The sequence below is a fragment of the Caulobacter rhizosphaerae genome (genome assembly GCF_010977555.1).
Lineage (GTDB): Bacteria > Pseudomonadota > Alphaproteobacteria > Caulobacterales > Caulobacteraceae > Caulobacter > Caulobacter rhizosphaerae.
This window is the reverse complement of record NZ_CP048815.1, coordinates 4,854,209-4,872,337: the sequence shown is the minus strand read 5'-3', so window position 1 is coordinate 4,872,337 and position 18,129 is coordinate 4,854,209. Positions and strand designations below refer to the sequence as shown.

The window sequence follows — 18,129 nt, the reverse complement described above, 5'->3', positions numbered from 1 at the left end:
GGGTTATCGGTCCCTCCGCCGGCGGTCCGCCTGGTGCTGAGAACACCAGGCGGACGTCCCGGAAGACACCAGCAGCTTACCGCTTCTCCAACAGACAAGGGGTTTCTCAGACGTTCGAAGCCGCGTCCGGTCGAAAGGCTGGGCGCGGCTTTCGCGTTCATCGACCCCTCATCCGTCGGCTTCGCCGACACCTTCTCCCGCAAGGGGAGAAGGAAGAGAGCGTGCAGATCCGGTGCAATCGACGAGGCGATCCGGCCAAGACTCTGTCCGGCCATTTTCAAGCCTCACCGGACCGGCTAGGTGCGGACGGTCCCAGCCAGGAGCTTCGATGTCCCTCCGCGCCCGCAAGATCAACCGCCTGGTCTTCATCGTCTTCCTGGCCGCCGCGGCCTTCGCCCTGGCCAAGGCCCTGCTGCCCGACGACGACAGCATCGGCCTGATCCCCTGGGACAAGGCCAAGCACTTCCTGGTCTTCTACGTGCTCAGCATCCTGGCCAGCCTGGCCCTGCCGCAGAGCCGGCTGCACCGCATCGGCCTGGTGATCCTGGCGTTCGGCGGGGCGATCGAGATCCTGCAGGCCTTCGTCGGCCGTGACGCCTCGTGGTTCGACCTGTTCGCCGACGCCTGCGGCATCAGCGCGGCGTTCGGACCGATGCTGGTCAGCCAGTGGTGGCGGGCCAAGCCGCGGTTCTAGGCCGGTCCTCGTTCCGCCCCTTCGGCGCGTCATTCCAGCGCATCCCTGAATCGCGACCCGGCTCCGCTTGACTCTCCATGCCCGGAGGATCAGAACAAAAGTGGAACATCGGAGATGCAGGGATGCCCGGGGCGAAGCCCGCCCTCTCGGCTTTGAGAGCCCAGATCGCCGCCCTGGAGGCGGGGACTCGGACTCCGCCTCCCGTCCTGCCGTTCGGGGATCCGCGCATCGACGGCTGCTTTCCGGCCGGCGGCCTGCCGCGCGGCGGCTGGCACGAGGTGGGCGGGGCCGGACTGGAGGAAGAGACCGGCGCCGCGCCCGCGAGCTTTTCCGCCTTGCTCTTGCGGCCGTTGGCCGCGCGGGGCGCGGTGGTGTGGGTGATGCGGCGCGCCGACCTGCACGCGCCGGGCCTGGTCGGGCTGGGCTTTCCCACCGGCCGGCTGATCCAGGTCAAGGCCCGCGACGAGGCCGAGGTGCTGTCGGTGCTGGAGGACGCCCTGGCCACGGTCGGCGTCGCCGCGGCGATCGGCGAGGCGCAGAGTCCCGACCTCAAGGCCGGCCGTCGCCTGCAGTTGGCTTGCGAACGGCGCGGCGCGACCGGGGTGCTGCTGCGACGACGGCCCTATGGCGGCCCGGCCGGCAAGGTTCGCGAGGTCTCCGGCGCGGCCGCCCAGACCCGCTGGCGCATCGCCGCCGCGCCCAGCCAGCCGCCGCCGGGCGACCCGGGCCTGGGCCCGCCGCGCTGGCGGGTCGAACTCGAACGCTGCCGGGGCGGCCGTCCCGGCGCCTGGATCCTCGAACAAGCGGAGGCCGCCGATGGCCCGCATCCTTTCCGTCTGGTGTCGCAATTGGCCGATCACGACATGGGCGAGGAAGAATACCGTCGCACCGCCTAGATCCTCCCCCCGTGGGGGAGGTGTCGGCGAAGCCGACGGAGGGGGGAGTCATAGGCCGCCGGCCCGTGGCCGGGTCGACCTTCCGATCACGCCCCCCGCCGGTCGCTTCGCGACCGCCTCCCCCGCGGGGGGAGGGCCTGTTTTGCCTCCTCCCCCCGTCGCCCTGGTCGCCACAGAAGGCGGCACGCGGCGTCTGGCCGCCGTCGACGACGCGGCCGCGGCCCTGGGCCTGTTCGTCGGCCAGAAGGCCGCCGACGCGGCGGCCCTGGTTCCGGACCTGCTCACCGCCGACCACGACCCCGATGGCGACCGCGCGGCGCTGGAGATCCTCTGCGACTGGTGCGTGCGCTTCTCGCCGGCCGTGGCCATCGACGGGCTGGACGGCCTGTTTCTCGACGTCGAGGGGGTGTCGCACCTGTGGGGCGGCGAGGCTTTGATGCTGGACGACCTGCTGGCCCGGCTGGAGCGCTGGGGGGCGCCGGCCGGGGGGGCGATCGCCGACACCCCCGGCGCGGCCTGGGCCCTGGCCCGCTACGCCCCCGACCGCACCATCGCCCCGCCCGGCGGCCAGGGTCCGCTGCTGGCCCCGCTGCCGGTGGCGGCCCTACGGCTGGACGAGGCGGCCCAGGCCCAGCTGCCGCGCCTGGGCCTGTTCCAGGTCGGCCAGCTGCTGGCCCTGCCGCGCGCCCAGCTGGCCCGGCGGTTCGGGCTTTCCGCGGTGATGCGCCTGGACCAGGCCCTGGGCGCGGCCCGCGAGGCCCTGGTCTTCCGCCGCCCCGCCACCCCGTGGTTCGACCGCCTGGCCTTCTTCGAGCCGATCAGCGCCCTGTCCGACCTGGAGCGGGTCACCGGCGACATCTGCGCCCTGCTGTGCGCCCGGCTGGAGGCCGAGGGGCGCGGCGCGCGGCGGTTCGAGCTGGTCTTCCACCGGCTGGACGGCAAGGACCAGCCGGTGCGGGCCGGCCTGTCGCGCCCCGGCCGCGACGCCGCCCGCATCGCCAAGCTGCTGAAGCCGAAGCTGGACACGGTGGACCCGGGCTTCGGGATCGAGGTCGTCACCCTGTGGGCCGCCGAGGTCGAGCCGCTGTCGACCACGCAACGAAACCTGAACGCCGACGCCGACGGCGGCGCCGGCCTGGAGGAGGGCCTGGCGCCGCTGGTCGACCGGCTGGTCAACCGCCTGGGCGAGGACCGGGTGTGGCGGGCCGATCCGTATCCGAGCCACGTGCCGGAACGTTCCGTGGTCCGCCGCGCGCCGCTGGATCCCCGACCGGAAGACGCCTGGGACCCGGACCGTCCCCGGCCGACCCGCCTGCTGCGCCGTCCCGAGGCGATCGAGGTGATGGCCAAGCTGCCCGACGACCCGCCGGTCCGCTTCACCTGGCGCGGCCGGTCGCGCCGCGTGCGCCTGGCCGAGGGGCCCGAGCGGATCGGCCAGGAATGGTGGCGCAAGGCCTTCGACGAGGTCGGGCCGGGCAAGGTGCGCGACTATTACCGGGTGGAGGACGAGACGGGCGAACGGTTCTGGATCTTCCGGGCCGGCCTGTACGGCGACGGGGACAAGGCCCCGAAGTGGTGGTTGCATGGCCTGTTTGGCTAAGACCCTCCCCCTGTGGGGGAGGCGATCGCGCAGCGATCGGTGGGGGGATACGGCCGAGGTGGGACCACTTCCCCCTCCGGCCCATTTGGGCCGCCTCCCCCATGGGGGGAGGGTCTAGCCATGACCACCCACCGCTACGCCGAGCTCCAGGCCACCACCAACTTCTCGTTCCTGCGCGGCGCTTCCCACGCCCAGGAGCTGATGCTGACCGGCCAGGCCCTGGGCCTGAGCGCCGTGGGCGTCACCGACCGCAACAGCCTGGCGGGCGTGGTGCGGGCCTGGACGGCGGCCAAGGACCTGCAAATCCGCGCCCTGACCGGCTGCCGGCTGGACTTCATGGACGGCACGCCCAGCCTGCTGTGCTACCCGTCCGACCGCGAGGCCTTCGCCCGCCTGACCCGCCTGCTGACCGTGGGCCAGCGCCGGGCCGAAAAGGGCGAGTGCCACCTGTCCTGGAAGGATTTCCTGGAGCACGCCCACGGCCAGCTGGCCCTGGTCGTGCCGCCGGCGAAACTGGACGAGACCTTCCAGGCCGATCTCGACCGCATGGCCGGCGAACTGCGCGGCCGGGTCTGGCTGGCCGCCAGCCGGGCCTACGCCGCCCAGGACCTCAAGCGTCTGTCGCGGCTGGCCGAGCTGGCCCGCGACGCCGGCGCGCCGATGGTCGCCACCAATGACGTGCTCTATCACGGTCCCGAGCGGCGGCCGCTGCAGGACGTGATGACCTGCATCCGCGAGGGCTGCACGATCACCGAGGCGGGCTTTCGCCTGGAGGCCAACGCCGAGCGCCACCTCAAGACGCCCGCCGAGATGGCCCGGCTGTTCGAGCGCTGGCCCCAGGCGGTGGAGCGCACGGTCGAGATCGTCGAGCGCATCGGCTTCGACCTTTCGCACCTGAAGGAGCAGTACCCGGACGAGCCCGTGCCGCCGGGCAAGACGGCGATGGAGCACCTGACGGATCTGGCCTGGAAAGGGGCGGCCTGGCGCTATCCCGGCGGCGTTCCGCCCAAGGTTCAGGACAACCTCCGCACGGAGCTGGGCCTGATCGCCAAGATGGACTACCCCAACTACTTCATCACCGTGCACGACATCGTCCAGAAGGCGCGGGAGATGGGAATCCTGTGCCAGGGGCGGGGCTCGGCGGCCAATTCCTCGGTCTGCTACTGCCTGGGGGTGACGGCGATCGACCCCATGGAGCACCGGCTGCTGTTCACCCGTTTCATTTCCGAGAACCGCGGCGAGCCGCCGGACATCGACGTCGACTTCGAGCACGAGCGGCGCGAGGACGTCATGCAGTATGTCTACGAGCGCTATGGCCGCGACTACGCCGCCATCTGCGGTACGGTGATCCACTACCGCCCGCGCAGCGCCATCCGCGACGTCGGCAAGGCCCTGGGCCTGACCGAGGACATCACCGCGATCCTGGCCAACACCGTCTGGGGCAGCTGGGGCGACGGCCTGCCCGACGAGCATATCCGCCAGACGGGCCTGGACCCGAAGAACCCGCAGATCGCCCGGGCCATCGCCCTGGCCACCGAGCTGCTGCAGTTCCCGCGCCACCTGTCGCAGCACGTGGGCGGCTTCGTCCTGACCAAGCGGCGGCTGGACGAGACCGTGCCGATCGGCAATGCGGCGATGAAGGACCGCACCTTCATCGAGTGGGACAAGGACGACATCGACAGCCTGGGCCTGATGAAGGTCGACATCCTGGCCCTGGGCATGCTGGCGGCCATCCAGCGGGCGTTCGGCATGCTGCGCGCCGACCACGGTCAGCCGATCGTCGACCTGGCCGACGTGCCGGTCGAGGTGAAGGGCGTCTACGACATGCTGTCGGTCGCCGACAGCGTCGGGGTGTTCCAGGTCGAGAGCCGAGCCCAGATGTCGATGCTGCCCCGGCTGAAGCCCAACAGGTTCTACGACCTGGTCATCGAGGTGGCGATCGTCCGGCCGGGCCCGATCCAGGGCGACATGGTCCACCCCTATCTGCGGCGGCGACAGGGCCTGGAGAAGGCGGAATGGCCGGCGCCCTCGCCGGAGCACGGCGACAAGGACGAACTGAAGGGCATTCTGGGCAACACCTACGGCGTGCCGCTGTTCCAGGAACAGGCCATGAGCCTGGCCATCGAGGCGGCCAGGTTCACGCCCGACGAGGCCGACGGCCTGCGCAAGGCCATGGCCACCTTCAAGCACGACGGCGACCCGGGCCAGTATCGCGGCAAGTTCGTCGAGGGCATGGTGTCGCGCGGCTATGAACGCGACTTCGCCACGCGGTGCTTCAAGCAGATCGAGGGCTTCGGCTCGTACGGCTTCCCGGAAAGCCACGCGGCCAGCTTCGCCAAGCTGGTCTATGTCTCGGCCTGGATCAAATGGGCCTGGCCGGACGTGTTCTGCGCGGCCCTGATCAATTCCCAGCCGATGGGCTTCTACCAGCCGGCCCAGCTGGTGCGCGACGCTCGCGAACACGGGGTCGAGGTGCGGGCCCCGGACGTGCTGACCAGCGACTGGGACTGCACGCTGGAGGACGCCACGCCGCCGACCGGGCGGGAACGGCGGATCGCCGATGACAAGATCTTCAATCCCGACACCCGGCCGCTCTGGAAGGCCGTTCGCCTGGGCCTGCGCCAGATCAAAGGGCTGAAGAAGAAGAAAAAGCCGGAGGACGCCGATCTCGACGCCGACCTGATCATGGCCGCCCGCGCCGCCGGCGCCCGCGCCCCCGCCGACTTCGCCCGGGCCGGGGTTTCCCAGCGGGCCCTGGAGCTGCTGGCCGAGGCCGACGCCTTCGCCGGGGCGGGCCTCTCCCGCCGCGACGCCCTGTGGGCGGTCAAGGGGCTGAAGGGCGAGGTCAAGGTCGACATCCAGGCGCCGCTGCTGGCCGGCCTGCCGCTGTTCGAGGACGCCGTCACCCTGCCGGCCATGGCCCTGCCCCAGCAGGTGGCCGAGGACTACCGCACCACCAGCCTGTCGCTGAAGGCCCACCCGCTGCGGTTCTTCCGGCCCCAGCTGGATCGGCTGAACGTCACGCCCGCCGAGCGACTGAAGGGCGTGCGCGACGGCCGCAGGGTGTCGGTCGGCGGCCTGGTCTTGATCCGCCAGCGGCCGGGCACCGCCAAGGGCGTGGTGTTCCTGACCCTGGAGGACGAGACGGGCGTGGCCAATGCGGTGGTCTGGAAGGACTGTTTCGACGCCCACCGCCGCACGGTGATGAGCGCCTCGTTCCTGATCGTCCACGGCAAGGTCCAGGCGGCCGACGGCGTCATCCACGTGGTGGCTGAGAGCTTCACCGACCTGTCGGCGCAGCTGGCGCGCATGAAGGAAGACCCTGAAGCCCCGGCCCCCACGGTGCGGATGCGGACATCCGGACGGCTGCAGAGGAGCCGGGATTTTCACTAGGGCGTCGCATGTCACCCCGGACGGCTCGCGGCCCCCGAGCGACGTCCCTCCCAGAGAGAGGGATCGGCGTGTGGCTAGGGCGCCGCGCCCAGCGCCTTCAGCTGCGCCGCGCCGTTCCCGTTCCCGGGGTTCAGGACCAGGGACCGGCGATAGGCCGCGATCGCCAGCGCCTTTTCGCCATTGGCGGCATAGGCCTCGCCCAGGCTGTCGAAGACGTTCCAGCTGTCGGGGTGCAGGTCCGCGGCCAGCTTCAGGACGCCCGCGGCCATGGAGGTGTCGCCGGCGGCCAGTCGTTGGTAGCCCCAGCGGTTCAGCTCCGTCTCGTCGATCGCGAAGTCTGGGTCGCGACTCTTGAACGCCTGGTAGGTCGCCAGCGCCTTGTCGAAACCGGCGCGGTTGAGCTCGGCGGCGAAGGCCGCGCGGGTGGGCGGCGCGCCCGTGGACTTGGTCACGTCGGCGGCCAGCAGGTGACGCGGCGCGCCCGTCTTGGCGACGGGCGTGTCGAGGAAGGTACGGCTGGCGGCGTCGCCTTTCAGATAGGCGTCCAGGAAGCGGCGGACATAGGTCTCCACCCAGCCGTTAGCGACCGACAGCTCGTCCTTGTCATAGGCGCCATAGCGGCTGTCGGGCAGCAGCCGCTGGCCAAACATCGCCGAGAAGTTGGCATGGACGTAGGGATACATCGTGACCTTGTAGAGGTCGGCGTATTTCATCTTGGCCAGGAAGCTCTGGTCCCGGTTGACGTCGGCGGCCGTGTCCTCGACCGACTTCGGCGCGGCGGCGATGTACAGCATCGGCGCGGTGACGCGGGCCGGGGTCAGGTACTGGGACTGCTTGACGATGTTGGGCCAATAGCGGACCGAGCCGTCCAGCGTGACAAGGGCGCGGATGCGGCTGTCCTTCGCCGCGGCCATGGCGTTGGCCAGGCCGCCCCAGCTGTAGCCGGCCACGGCCAGGCGGCTCATATCGGCCTGGGGCAGGCCATGCGCGTAGCCGATCAGGAATTCAATGTCGCCGACCTGGGCCTCGACGCCTTCCAGGTCGGTGGTCATGCCGCGCGAGGCCTGGCCGAAGCTGGGGCTGGCGATGACCAGATAGCCCTGGCTGGCCAGGTATTCGCACAGGTCGGCGTTCTCGTAGGCCTCGGCGTTGAAGCTGGGCGCGTAGATCACGACCGGGAACTTGCCCGAAGCCGGCGTGGCGTCGCGGCGGGCCAGCATCGGCGCGGCCAGCTCGGCCTTGGCCCGTTCCGGCGACAGCATGGCGACCTGGGCGGCCACGAACTTGGCCTGCATCGTGGCGCGTTCGGCTGGCGGATGATCAAAGTCGTCGGCCGTGACCCCGAGCTTGACGTAGTCGCCCACGGTCAGGCCCTGGCCAGAGCCCTTCGCCGCGGGGTACCAGACCAGCGTCTGGACGGGCCGCGCCCGCTCGCCGGCGATCGGTTTGCCTGTCTCGACGTCCGTCTCGCCGCGATAGCCGCGCGAGAAATCGTACTGCTCGACGATCCGCAAGCCGACGGCGTTTGGCCCAGGCGGATTGTGGCGGGAGAAATTCGACTGGGCGGTCGACATGGACGGCGCGCCGAGCAGCGCCAGAAGCAGAAAAACAATACGCATCGCTTCACCCTTTTGAAGGGGCAGCCATGGCGTCGAGCGCGCACAGTGACAACTGAAGGTTTCGTAATGTTAAGCTTGGAGGCGGCTTGATCACGACAGCAGCGGTTAGGGGAGACCGCGAACCATCCATTGCGGACCTTGGTCAGGCCGCAGGTAACCCCAGGGATCCAGACATCATTTAACGCAGAAGTTGGACTTGCGAAATGCCGAGCGCCGATCCGCCCTAGGCCGTCACGCGCCGTTGGACCCCCGCCTTCGCCTCCGCCACCTGCGCCAGCAGCGCGAACAGGGCCACGGTGTCGATCGGCTTGCGCAGCACGCCGTCGGCGCCGTCGGCGCGGTAGCGGGCGACGTCGTCGTCGAAGACGTTGGCGGTCAGCATCCAGATCGGCGTGCGGGGGCGAGGCTCGGCGGCCGAGGTTTCCAGCTGGCGGATCCGCGCCACGGCCGCCACCCCGTCCATGACCGGCATGTTGACGTCCATCAGCACCAGGTCGAAGGCCTCGGCCCGCCAGGCGTCGACCGCCCGGGCGCCGTCCTCGGCGAACACCAGCTCGACCGGCGAGGCGGCCAGCAGGGCGGCCAGCACCCGGCGGTTGGCGGGGTTGTCCTCGGCCGCCAGAACCCGCACCGGGGCGGCGACGGACGCCTCCGTGGCGGATTCCGCCGCCGGGGCCGCCAGGACCGGCGCCTCGAAGGCGAACCAGAACACCGCGCCGCGCCGCGCGGCCTTGCCGGACTGGACCTCGTCCTCTGAGACGTCCTCCACGCCGATCTCGCCGCCCATCAGGGCCAGGTTGGCGGCGCAGATCGACAGGCCCAGCCCGCTGCCGCCCAGGCTCCTGCCGCGCTCGGTCTGCTCGAAGGCCTCGAACATCCGCGGCCGGTCCTCCAGGGGCACCAGCGCGCCGCTGTCGCGGACCTCGACCAGGGCGGTCAGGGTCTGGTCCTTGACCATGCCGGCCAGGCGCACCGTCACCGCGCCGCCCGACGGCGAGGCCTTCAGGCCGTTGGAGACGAGGTTGACCAGGGTCTGCTCCAGCTTGGCCTCGTCGGCCAGCACGCCATAGGCCAGGCCGGGATCGGCGTCCTCGAAGCTCAGCAGCACGCCGACCGCCTGGGCGTGGGCGCTCCACACCCGCACCACCGTGCGGATCAGCCGGCGCAGGTCGACCGCCGTCGGGTTCAGGGCCGCCTGGCCGGCCTGGACCCTGGTCAGGTCCAGCACGGTGTCGAGCAGCCGGGTCAGCTGGGCGCCGCCCTCGATCACGCCCTGGGCCAGGTCGGCCTGGATCGGCGTCAGGAAGGTGTCGCGGCGCAGGGCGTGGGCGAAGCCGAGCACGGCGTTGAGCGGGGTGCGGATCTCGTGGCTGGCGACGGCCAGCAGGTCGGACTTGGCGCGGCTGGCCGCCTTGGCCTCGGCCACGGCCTCGGTCAGGTCGGCGTTCTTGCGGGCCAGGTCGCGCAGGGCCTGGGCCAGGGCGCGGTCGGTGGTCTGCTGGCGCCAGGTGGCGGTCAGGACGGCGACCACGAACAGCAGCATGGCCGCGCCATAGTGGTTGGCCGCCAGCGGCGTGTGGCGGTCGAACCCGATCCACAGTAGCGTCGCCACCGGCGGCGCCACGGCGGTGAGGTAGCTGATCTTGCCGGTGTGCACGCGCAGGGCGGCGAACAGCAGCACGCAGATGGCCAGCAGGGCGGCCTCCACCCGCATGATCGGCTGGCCGATCAGCCGGATCTTCACGGCCAGGGCGCAGGCGTTGATCGACAGCAGGAAGACCAGGGCGATCGACTGCCAGCGCAGCCGCCGGAAGGCCGTGATCGGATCGGGATGACGCTGGGCGACCTCGGTGGCCAGGAACAGCGCGCCGTAGACGCAAAGCTCGACCAGGCCGAACACGGTCATCCGCATCGGCGTGTAGATCACCAGCAGGCCGACGAACAGGGCGACCAGGACCAGGCGGGCGCGGACGATCCCGCGCGTATATCGAACGAACCCTTCCAGGCGGGTGACGTCCACCGTCTGTTCGAGCATCCAGGTTCCCGCTGACGCTTACTGTTGTCCCAAGGCCAGGACGGCCCGCCACGCAAGCGCGGCGAGACAAAGCATGAGAGGCTGATTCTGGCTTGCTCGCTCGCCCTATAGGCGATCGTGGGCGAGTTCTATTTAAGCCTGAGTTCGGGCAGTGGCCAACTTGTCCCGGATTTCGCCCGCCGGCGTCCTTCCGGCGGTCGCGGGGGCGGGCGACACGATCCGCAGTCCCTCGACCAGGGCGAACAGCCGCTCTCGGACCGCGGCCTCGTCGCCGGCCAGGGCGGCGGCCTCCAGGGCGGCCAGGGCCGCGGAAGGGATCGGCGGCAGGGGGACGACGGGCGCGGCCTCGGTGATCCCCTCGGCCTTGGGGCGGGCGGTCTCGTTGATGTCGACCAGGGCCTCGGTCAGCTTCTCGCCGGGGCGCAGGCCGGTGATCTTAATCTCGATGTCGCGCCCGGGGACCAGACCCTGCAGCTCGATCATCCGCCGGGCCAGGTCGATGATCTTGACCGGCTCGCCCATCTCGAGCGTCAGGACCCCGGTCGGGGGCTCCCTGTCGCCGGCCGACAGGGCCACGGCCCGCAGCACCAGCTGCACGGCCTCGGGGATGGTCATGAAGTAGCGCTCGACCTCGGCGTCGGTCAGGGTCACCGGCCCGCCGCGGGCGATCTGGTGCTGGAAGATCGGCACCACCGATCCGGCCGAACCCAGCACGTTGCCGAACCGCACCACGCTGACGCGGGTCCCGACGCCGCTCCCATCGGAGCCCTTGGCGAACTGGCGGACCACGGCCTCGGCGACGCGCTTGGTGGCGCCCATCACGCTGGCCGGGGCCACGGCCTTGTCGGTGGAGATCAGCGCCAGGTGGGCCGCGCCGCACGCCTTGGCGGCGAGGGCGACGTTGCGGCTGCCCAGCACGTTGGTGCGCACCCCTTCGCAGGGATGGTTCTCGACCAGGGTCACATGCTTGAGGGCGGCGGCATGGAAGACCAGCTCGGGCTTCTCGGCGGCGAACACCTGGTCGAGACGGGCGGAGTCGCGGACATCGCACAGCACCGCGTGGCGCGGCAGCCGGGGCCAGGCCTCGCCCAACTCGCGGTCGATGTGGAACAGGTTGGCCTCGGCGGCGTCAAGCAGGGTCAGCTGGGCGGGGCCGCTGGCGGCGATCTGGCGGGCCAGTTCGGAGCCGATGCTGCCGCCGGCCCCGGTGACCAGCACCCGCTTGCCGGCCACCAGGGCGCGGACGGGTTGGGGGTCCAGCCGCACCGGGGCGCGGCTGAGCAGCTCCTCGAGGCTGATCTCGCGCAGGGCCGAGCCGCCGGCCATGTCGACCAGGCCCTGGCGACGCAGCAGGCGCACGCCCTCGGTCTTCAGCCGGCCCAGGCGCTCGGCTCCGAAAGCGCTGAGCGGGCCGTCGGTCAGGAACAGCACGGCCGACGGCTGCAGGCCGCCGTCGCGCAGCTGGGCCATGACGGGGTCGAAGTCGTTGATGACGCCCAAAATGCAGACCCCGCCCAACTCGTCGCCGGTCTCGCGGGCCTCGGGGGTCAGGACGCCGACCGGGGCGTAGCGCTCGCCCAGGGCGGCGGGGGCGCGCAGGAAGGCCTCGGCCTCGTTGGCCGAGCCGACGATCAGCAGGCGGGGCAGGGCCGGCGAGGCGGGGGCGGGACGCAGGCGGGTCAGGGCGTCGACCAGCGCCCGTTCGTGCACGGCGCGGCGCACGATCCGCAGGCCGGCCAGCAAGGCGGTCTGCAGCAGGAAGGCCACGGCCAGGGTGCGCAGGCCGCCCGGCTGGCGCACGTCGGCCAGGCGGGCGACCAGGGCGAAGGTCAGAACCGACAGCAGGGCCGAGCGCGCAAGCCGCAGCCCGTCGCTGGCCGCGAAGAACCGCCAGGGCGAGCGCTCGACCTGGAACAGGAGCTCGACGGCCAGGGCGGAGACCGCGAACAGGGCGGCGAGGATCAGGCCGGGCGCGGTGAACGGCAGGGCGCCGGAGGCGAGGGTCTGGGCCAGCAGCATGGCCATGAAGGCCAGCACCATGTGCGCCGCGATCTTGCCCATACGACCCATCAACGCAACTCCCGCCGGCGGCCGCCGCGAACCGCTTCGCGGGGGACTTAGCACGCTCCGCGTGCGGCGTCGCCCGTTGAGGCGATCAGCCCCGGGCCAGCGGCAGCAGCTGGACGACGTCGCCCACGTCCGCCGCCGCCGCGCCCGCCGGCCGCAGCACCAGGCAGTCGGCGCGGGAGAACACGCCGATCAGCGAGGAATCCTGGTCGGAGAAGGGGGTGACCCTGACCCGGCCGTCGGGGTCGACGGCCCGGGCCGCGCGCATCCAGTGTTCGCGCGGGCCGTTGGCGGGCAGGGGAGCGGCCAGGACGCCGGTCTCGATCGCCAGGCCCGGATCGGCGCCGGTCAGGGCCGCCAGCAGCGGCCGCAGGAACAGCTCGGCGCAGACCAGGGCCGAGGCCGGGTTGCCGGGCAGGCCCAGGACAGGGCGGCCGCCCACGCCGTCGGCCTCCAGGACGCCGAACCAGGTCGGCTTGCCGGGGCGCACGGCGACGGTCTGGACGCGAAGATCCAGACCCAGGGTCTGCAGGGCGGGCTTGACCAGGTCGTGGTCGCCGACCGAGGCCCCGCCGACCGTGACCAGCAGGTCGAACTGAGCCTCGGCGACGGCGCGGGCGATGGCGTCCCGGTCGTCGGCCTGGGCCTTCAGCCGCGTCGCCTGGCCGCCCCAGGCCTCGACCAGCGCGGCCAGGGCGAACGAGCCGGACTCGAAGATCTGGTCGGGGGCAGGAACGTAGCCGGGCGGGACCAGCTCGTCGCCGGTGGCCAGGATGGCGACGCGCGGCCGGACGGCGACATCGAGGCTGGGCCAGCCCGCGGCGGCCGCCAGGGCCAGGCGCCAGGCGTCCAGCCGCGCGCCCTCGGTCAGCAGCACGTCGCCGGAGCGGAAGTCGCCGCCGGCCGGCCGGATGTTGCCAGGCGGCGGGTCGCGGTCGATCGTGAAGGCCACGGTGTCGCCGTCGCGCGTGGCGTTCTCCTGGATCACCACCAGGTCGGCGCCTCGCGGCACGGGCGCGCCGGTGAAGATCCGCACCGCCTGGCCGGCCTCGACGGGACGGCCATAGGCCTGGCCCGCGGCGCTTTCGCCGGCGATCTGGAAGCGCGCCCCGGGGACCAGGTCGGCGCGGCGGATCGCCCAGCCGTCCATGGCCGAGGCGGCGAACGGCGGCTGGTCGCGGTCGGCGACCACGGGGGCGGCCAGCACCCGGCCCAGGGCCTTGGCCAGTGGGACCTCCTCGACGCCCAACCGCGCGGCGCCGGCCAGCATGCGGCCCCGCGCCTCGTCCACGGTCAGGTTCTTCAGGGTCTTCCGTGAAAGGTCGTCGTCGCCCACGCCCGTACTCCCGCGCTCCCGAGCCCAGTCTAACGCACGCCGCACGGGCCGGGGACAGGCGCATGCGCCTGTGCCCGTCGGTGGGTTACCCCACGAACGCCCGCTCGATCACGAAGTCGCCCGGCTCGGCGTTGGAGCCTTCGGTCAGACCGTGGGCTTCCAGCAGGGCGGCGGTGTCCTTGATCATCGCCATCGAGCCGCACAGCATGGCGCGGTCGTGCTCGGGGTCGAACTTCACCTGTTCCAGGCCGAGGTCGGCGAACAGCTTGCCGCTCTCGATCAGGTCGGTGAACCGGCCCTGGCGCTCGAACGGCTCGCGGGTGACGGTGGGATAGTAGACCAGCTGGGCCTTGGCCTCGTCGCCGACCAGCGGGTCGTCATGGATCTCGGCGGTGAACAGGTCGCGATAGGCCAGTTCCTGCACCTCGCGCACGCCGTGGGCGACGATCACCTGCTCGAAGCGGGCGTAGGCGTCCGGGTCGCGGGCCACCGACAGCCAGGGCGCCAGGCCCGTGCCGGTGCCGAACAGGAACAGCCGCTTGCCGGGGCGAACGGCGTCCAGCACCAGGGTGCCTGTCGGCTTCTTGCCCAGCAGCACCTGATCGCCTTCCTTGATCTGCTGCAGGCGCGAGGTCAGGGGGCCGTCGGGGACCTTGATCGAGAAGAACTCCAGCTCCTCGGCGAAGTGCGGCGAGCCGATCGAATAGGCGCGCAGGATCGGCTTCTTCTCGCCCAGCTCCTCGCGGGGCGGCAGGCCGATCATCACGAACTCGCCCGAGCGGAAGCGGAAGCTGGCCGGACGGGTGATGGCGAAGCTGAACAGGCGGTCCGTCCAGTGCTTGACCCACAGCACGGTCTCGGTGTGCCAGGCGGCTTCCTTGACGGGGGCGGGAGCGGTGGTTTCGATGGCCGTCATAGTGTCGTTTCAAGTCCTGGACGCGCGGCGAACCGCGGAATTCTAGAGGTGGCGCCGCAACGGCCCAGAAGCGACTGCGTCTCATGTGAGCAGACCCGGGCCGATGTCAACTTTGGTGGTCTGAAAGGGCTTTGAGAAAATCTTCCCCAAAAGCGTCAAAACGGCGGGCGCCTGTTTTTTGAACCGTGTCAAAATTGTGATTGCCGCCTCTCAAAACGGGGCGCACTGTCCTCCTGCTTCCTCGCCCGAAGACGGCGGGGAGGCCAATGATACGGAGGAACGTATGCGGGTAAGGTTCGTAAAGGCCGCCGCGGCGGCCAGTCTGTTAGCGTTAAGCGTAGCTGCCTGCGGGCAGGAAACCGGCAACACCGGTCAAAAGGCTCAAACGGTCTCTCTCGAAGGCAAGGCGGTCACCGCCTCCGGCTGCGTGCGGCCGGTGGAATCGACGTCCTGTCTGGTGGTTCGCGGTCCCGGCGGCGGCTACTACGACGTCAGCGGCGCCAGTCCGGCCCCGGACCCGGCCAAGGGTGTGGCCATCTCCCTTCAAGGGCGCGACCTGGGTGAGAACACCCAATGCGGCCGCAAGCTCGCGGACGTGAAGTGGTCGTATCTGAACATCCAATGCGCCGCCCTGACTCCGGCGGCCGCGCCGGAAGCGGAAAAGGCCGGCTGACGACTCAGGCTTCGCCGGAGCCCGGATCCGTCCGGGTCTTCGGCGAGTCCGAACTGCCTTCCGCGCCGCGGGGCTCCGTCGCGGGACGCGGAGCCTTGCCGCCGCCGCCCTGATCCGCGTCTCGGGCGGGACGCTGGTTCTCGTTCTCCACCTCGCGATTGGACGGCCGGCCCTGGTCATGGCTGGTGATTGTCGGCATGGCGTTTCCTCCGGGCTTCGACGCGCGCAGAGGCCTAACGCGCCGCGCCTGCGGCTGATCCTTGCAGACGCGCCGTCCTTGGAGCGCCGGGGGGGCCGTAGCGACCGAATCCGCGGAACGTGCGCCGGCCGCTTGCCGGGCTCGAACGACCCTGCTACACGACGCGGCTCTGGCGATGAGACCAACGCGCTGGCGGGCTTCAAAGAGCCTACCGGCGCGATGTTCATTGCCGGAAAGCCGGAATCTCCGCTAAGGGGATCGCGGTTCCGCAGGAGTGTAGCTCAGCTGGTAGAGCATCGGTCTCCAAAACCGAGGGTCGTGGGTTCGAGTCCCTCCACTCCTGCCACTATATGTCATCGGTCACCCGGTTTTCGGGCTGACCTATCGAAAGTCGCGAGCCTCTTAAGTCATGGCCAGGAAACCGGGTTCTAGCCCGTCTGCGATCAAGAACCGCGCCGCCAAGACGGCCGCGGCGCTCTCGCCTTCCGCTCAAGGGGGCGCCGCCACCGCCGCCGCCAAGGCTCCGGCCGCGCCGAAGAAGCCGATCAACCCGGTCCGCTTCGCGCAGGAAGTCCGCGCCGAAGCCCGCAAGATCACCTGGACCACCCGCAAGGAGACCTGGATCACCTCGGTGATGGTCTTCATCATGGTGGTGCTGGCCTCGCTGTTCTTCACCTTCGCCGACTGGATCCTGGGGTGGGGCGCCAACCTGCTTCTCAAGATCGCCGCGGGATAAGAAACATCATGAGCACCGACACCGCGTCCAATCCGAACCACAAGTGGTACATCGTCCACGCCTACTCGAACTTCGAGAAGAAGGTGGCCGAGAGCATCCGCGAACAGGCCAAGAGCCACGGCCTGGAAGACAGCTTCTCCGAAATCCTGGTCCCGACCGAGGACGTCGTCGAGATCCGTCGCGGCCGCAAGGTCAACGCCGAGCGCAAGTTCTTCCCCGGCTACGTGCTGGTGAAGATGAACCTCTCGGATGAAGCCTATCACCTGATCAAGAACACCCCGAAGGTCACGGGCTTCCTGGGCAGCGCCTCCAAGCCGCAGCCGGTCTCCGAAAAGGAAGTCCAGCGCATCATCGGCACCATCGAGGAGGGCGTCGAGCGTCCCAAGACCGTGGTGCTGTTCGAGGTCGGCGAGAACGTCCGCGTCACCGACGGCCCGTTCGCCAGCTTCAACGGCTCGGTCGAGCAGGTCGACGAGGAGCGGGCCCGCCTGCGCGTCACCGTCTCGATCTTCGGTCGCGCCACCCCGGTGGAACTGGAATACAGCCAAGTCGAGAAGATCGCCTAAGGGCGGCTTTCCCGGCCGAAGCTTTCGAAAACCCCGCGCCGGAAACGGCGCGGGGTTTTTGCTGTCTGGAACGCGGCTGGGGACGAGTACGGTTGGGGACAGGCGCATGCGCCTGTCCCGTCCCTGGCGCTGGCTCTCGTCCCTACGCCCCCTCGAACGCCGACAGGATCGGGCAGGGGTCCGTGGTGGTCTCGCCGCAGGCGCGGGCCAGGCGCTTGAGGGCGTCGCGGGCCGCTTCCAGCTCGGCGATCCTGGCGTCGAGCGCCGCGATGCGCTCCAGGGCCAGGCCGCGCGCCCGGGCGTGGTCGTCGCCGGCGTCCAGGGCCAGGAGCTCGGCCGCCTGCTCCAGGGTGAAGCCGGCCGCTTGGGCCGCGCGGATGAAGCGCAGGCGGCGCACGTCGTCCTCGCCATAGCGCCGCACCCCGCCGCCCGAACCGCCGCCCTCGGGTCGCGGCGGCTGCTCCAGCAGGCCGCGCCGCTGGTAGTAGCGCACCGTTTCCACGCCCACTCCGCCGGCCTGGGCCAGGCCCGCGATCGTCGTCGTCTTCATCGCCTTGCGCCCCTTGACTCCGTACCATGGTACGGAACCCATATGAGCGGGGACCCGTTTTCGATCAAGCCGGAGACCCCGCGATGACCGCTCCCGCCGCCACCCAGATCTCGCCCCGGACCGCCGTCCTGCACCGGATGGTCACCGACCAGCACACCTGCCCCTGGGGCCTGCGCGCCAAGGGCCTGTTGCGCCGCCAGGGCTACGCCGTCGAGGACCACCTGCTGACGACGCGCGAGGAGATCGACGTCTTCAAGGCCGCCCATGGGGTGGCGACCACGCCCCAGGCCTTCATCGGCGGCCGCAGGATCGGCGGCTATGACGACCTGCGTCGCCACTTCGGCCTGAAGGTGCGCGACCCCAAGGCCTTGACCTACACGCCGGTGATCGCGGTGTTCGCCGTCACCGCCCTGATGGCCCTGGCCGCCAGCTACGCCATGACCGGCCAGGCCCTGACCGTCCACGCGGTCCAGTGGTTCATCGCCTTTTCCATGTGCGTGCTCGGAATCCTGAAGCTGCGCGACGTCGAGACCTTCTCGACCATGTTCCTGGGCTACGACCTGCTGGCCCAGCGCTGGCTGCCCTACGCCCGGATCTATCCGTTCGCCGAGGTCGGAGCGGGGGTGCTGATGATCGCCGGGGCCCTGACCTGGCTGTCGGCGCCGGTGGCGCTGTTCATCGGGACCGTCGGGGCGGTGTCGGTGTTCAAGGCCGTCTATATCGACAAGCGCGAGCTGAAATGCGCCTGCGTGGGCGGCGACAGCAACGTGCCGCTGGGCTTCGTCTCCCTGACCGAGAACCTGATGATGGTCGCCATGGCGGTGTGGATGCTGGCGATGTAGCGCCTGC

Annotated in this window: 15 protein-coding genes and 1 tRNA gene; 9 read left to right on the top strand and 7 right to left on the bottom strand. The window is 70.7% G+C overall.

Translation table 11 applies throughout. From position 1 onward, the window contains the following. Positions 1-328: 328 nt before the first annotated feature. From G3M57_RS22150 to G3M57_RS22135, 4 genes are all read left to right on the top strand, one after another. A complete protein-coding gene (locus G3M57_RS22150) occupies positions 329-694 on the top strand; it encodes a VanZ family protein (RefSeq protein WP_163233065.1) in 366 nt (121 codons plus the stop codon). A gap of 122 nt (positions 695-816) precedes the next feature. Continuing rightward, positions 817-1,590, top strand: a complete 774-nt coding sequence (locus G3M57_RS22145; RefSeq protein WP_163233063.1) for an ImuA family protein — start codon at positions 817-819, stop codon at positions 1,588-1,590. Between the two features lie 223 nt (positions 1,591-1,813). Next, the gene (locus G3M57_RS22140) at positions 1,814-3,190 is read left to right on the top strand and encodes a DUF6504 family protein (protein ID WP_188916257.1); all 1,377 of its coding nucleotides are present in this window, start codon (positions 1,814-1,816) and stop codon (positions 3,188-3,190) included. Positions 3,191-3,310: 120 nt separating this feature from the next. After that, the gene (locus G3M57_RS22135) at positions 3,311-6,583 is read left to right on the top strand and encodes an error-prone DNA polymerase (protein ID WP_163233061.1); all 3,273 of its coding nucleotides are present in this window, start codon (positions 3,311-3,313) and stop codon (positions 6,581-6,583) included. A 74-nt stretch (positions 6,584-6,657) separates the two neighbouring features. Here G3M57_RS22135 and G3M57_RS22130 read toward each other — a convergent pair whose 3' ends face one another. From G3M57_RS22130 to G3M57_RS22110, 5 genes are all read right to left on the bottom strand, one after another. Continuing rightward, positions 6,658-8,202 (bottom strand): dienelactone hydrolase family protein, encoded by a 1,545-nt coding sequence (locus tag G3M57_RS22130; RefSeq protein WP_163233059.1) that lies wholly within the window; start codon positions 8,200-8,202, stop codon positions 6,658-6,660. A gap of 223 nt (positions 8,203-8,425) precedes the next feature. After that, entirely contained in the window at positions 8,426-10,237 is a 1,812-nt protein-coding gene (locus G3M57_RS22125) for a response regulator (protein ID WP_163233057.1), read from the bottom strand. Positions 10,238-10,369: 132 nt separating this feature from the next. Continuing rightward, positions 10,370-12,307, bottom strand: coding sequence for a polysaccharide biosynthesis protein (locus G3M57_RS22120; protein WP_230983951.1), 1,938 nt, complete (start codon positions 12,305-12,307; stop codon positions 10,370-10,372). Positions 12,308-12,392: 85 nt separating this feature from the next. Further along, positions 12,393-13,640, bottom strand: coding sequence for a molybdopterin molybdotransferase MoeA (locus tag G3M57_RS22115; RefSeq protein ID WP_269141760.1), 1,248 nt, complete (start codon positions 13,638-13,640; stop codon positions 12,393-12,395). Positions 13,641-13,725: 85 nt separating this feature from the next. After that, positions 13,726-14,556, bottom strand: coding sequence for a ferredoxin--NADP reductase (locus G3M57_RS22110; RefSeq protein ID WP_163233055.1), 831 nt, complete (start codon positions 14,554-14,556; stop codon positions 13,726-13,728). Positions 14,557-14,839: 283 nt separating this feature from the next. On the opposite strand from G3M57_RS22110, the gene G3M57_RS22105 reads away from it, so the two are divergent. Beyond that, positions 14,840-15,229, top strand: a complete 390-nt coding sequence (locus G3M57_RS22105) for a hypothetical protein (RefSeq protein ID WP_056762580.1) — start codon at positions 14,840-14,842, stop codon at positions 15,227-15,229. Between the two features lie 4 nt (positions 15,230-15,233). On the opposite strand, the gene G3M57_RS22100 is transcribed toward G3M57_RS22105, so the two are convergent. Continuing rightward, on the bottom strand, positions 15,234-15,428 hold the full coding sequence (locus G3M57_RS22100) for a hypothetical protein (protein WP_056762584.1): 195 nt from the start codon (positions 15,426-15,428) through the stop codon (positions 15,234-15,236). Between the two features lie 270 nt (positions 15,429-15,698). Here G3M57_RS22100 and G3M57_RS22095 point away from each other — a divergent pair. From G3M57_RS22095 to nusG, 3 genes are all read left to right on the top strand, one after another. Then, a tRNA-Trp gene (locus G3M57_RS22095) sits at positions 15,699-15,774 on the top strand. 63 nt (positions 15,775-15,837) lie between these two features. Continuing rightward, positions 15,838-16,164 (top strand): preprotein translocase subunit SecE, encoded by a 327-nt coding sequence (gene secE / locus G3M57_RS22090; protein WP_056762585.1) that lies wholly within the window; start codon positions 15,838-15,840, stop codon positions 16,162-16,164. Positions 16,165-16,172: 8 nt separating this feature from the next. Continuing rightward, positions 16,173-16,730, top strand: a complete 558-nt coding sequence (nusG, locus tag G3M57_RS22085; RefSeq protein ID WP_028038086.1) for a transcription termination/antitermination protein NusG — start codon at positions 16,173-16,175, stop codon at positions 16,728-16,730. Positions 16,731-16,872: 142 nt separating this feature from the next. Here nusG and G3M57_RS22080 read toward each other — a convergent pair whose 3' ends face one another. Beyond that, positions 16,873-17,280: a MerR family transcriptional regulator gene (locus tag G3M57_RS22080; protein ID WP_163233053.1), complete on the bottom strand. Its 408-nt coding sequence runs from the start codon at positions 17,278-17,280 to the stop codon at positions 16,873-16,875. 83 nt (positions 17,281-17,363) lie between these two features. Here G3M57_RS22080 and G3M57_RS22075 point away from each other — a divergent pair, with 83 nt between their 5' ends. Beyond that, a complete protein-coding gene (locus G3M57_RS22075; protein WP_163233051.1) occupies positions 17,364-18,122 on the top strand; it encodes a MauE/DoxX family redox-associated membrane protein in 759 nt (252 codons plus the stop codon). Positions 18,123-18,129: the final 7 nt, after the last annotated feature.

What these genes read in the sequence shown, in the direction of transcription:
- G3M57_RS22150 (WP_163233065.1), top strand. Translation starts at nt 329, where the DNA reads ATGTCCCTCCGCGCCCGCAAGATCAACCGCCTGGTCTTCATCGTCTTC.
- G3M57_RS22145 (WP_163233063.1), top strand. Translation starts at nt 817, where the DNA reads ATGCCCGGGGCGAAGCCCGCCCTCTCGGCTTTGAGAGCCCAGATCGCC.
- G3M57_RS22135 (WP_163233061.1), top strand. Translation starts at nt 3,311, where the DNA reads ATGACCACCCACCGCTACGCCGAGCTCCAGGCCACCACCAACTTCTCG.
- G3M57_RS22130 (WP_163233059.1), bottom strand. Translation starts at nt 8,202, where the DNA reads ATGCGTATTGTTTTTCTGCTTCTGGCGCTGCTCGGCGCGCCGTCCATG.
- G3M57_RS22125 (WP_163233057.1), bottom strand. Translation starts at nt 10,237, where the DNA reads ATGCTCGAACAGACGGTGGACGTCACCCGCCTGGAAGGGTTCGTTCGA.
- G3M57_RS22120 (WP_230983951.1), bottom strand. Translation starts at nt 12,307, where the DNA reads ATGGGTCGTATGGGCAAGATCGCGGCGCACATGGTGCTGGCCTTCATG.
- G3M57_RS22110 (WP_163233055.1), bottom strand. Translation starts at nt 14,556, where the DNA reads ATGACGGCCATCGAAACCACCGCTCCCGCCCCCGTCAAGGAAGCCGCC.
- G3M57_RS22105 (WP_056762580.1), top strand. Translation starts at nt 14,840, where the DNA reads ATGCGGGTAAGGTTCGTAAAGGCCGCCGCGGCGGCCAGTCTGTTAGCG.
- G3M57_RS22100 (WP_056762584.1), bottom strand. Translation starts at nt 15,428, where the DNA reads ATGCCGACAATCACCAGCCATGACCAGGGCCGGCCGTCCAATCGCGAG.
- secE (WP_056762585.1), top strand. Translation starts at nt 15,838, where the DNA reads ATGGCCAGGAAACCGGGTTCTAGCCCGTCTGCGATCAAGAACCGCGCC.
- nusG (WP_028038086.1), top strand. Translation starts at nt 16,173, where the DNA reads ATGAGCACCGACACCGCGTCCAATCCGAACCACAAGTGGTACATCGTC.
- G3M57_RS22080 (WP_163233053.1), bottom strand. Translation starts at nt 17,280, where the DNA reads ATGAAGACGACGACGATCGCGGGCCTGGCCCAGGCCGGCGGAGTGGGC.
- G3M57_RS22075 (WP_163233051.1), top strand. Translation starts at nt 17,364, where the DNA reads ATGACCGCTCCCGCCGCCACCCAGATCTCGCCCCGGACCGCCGTCCTG.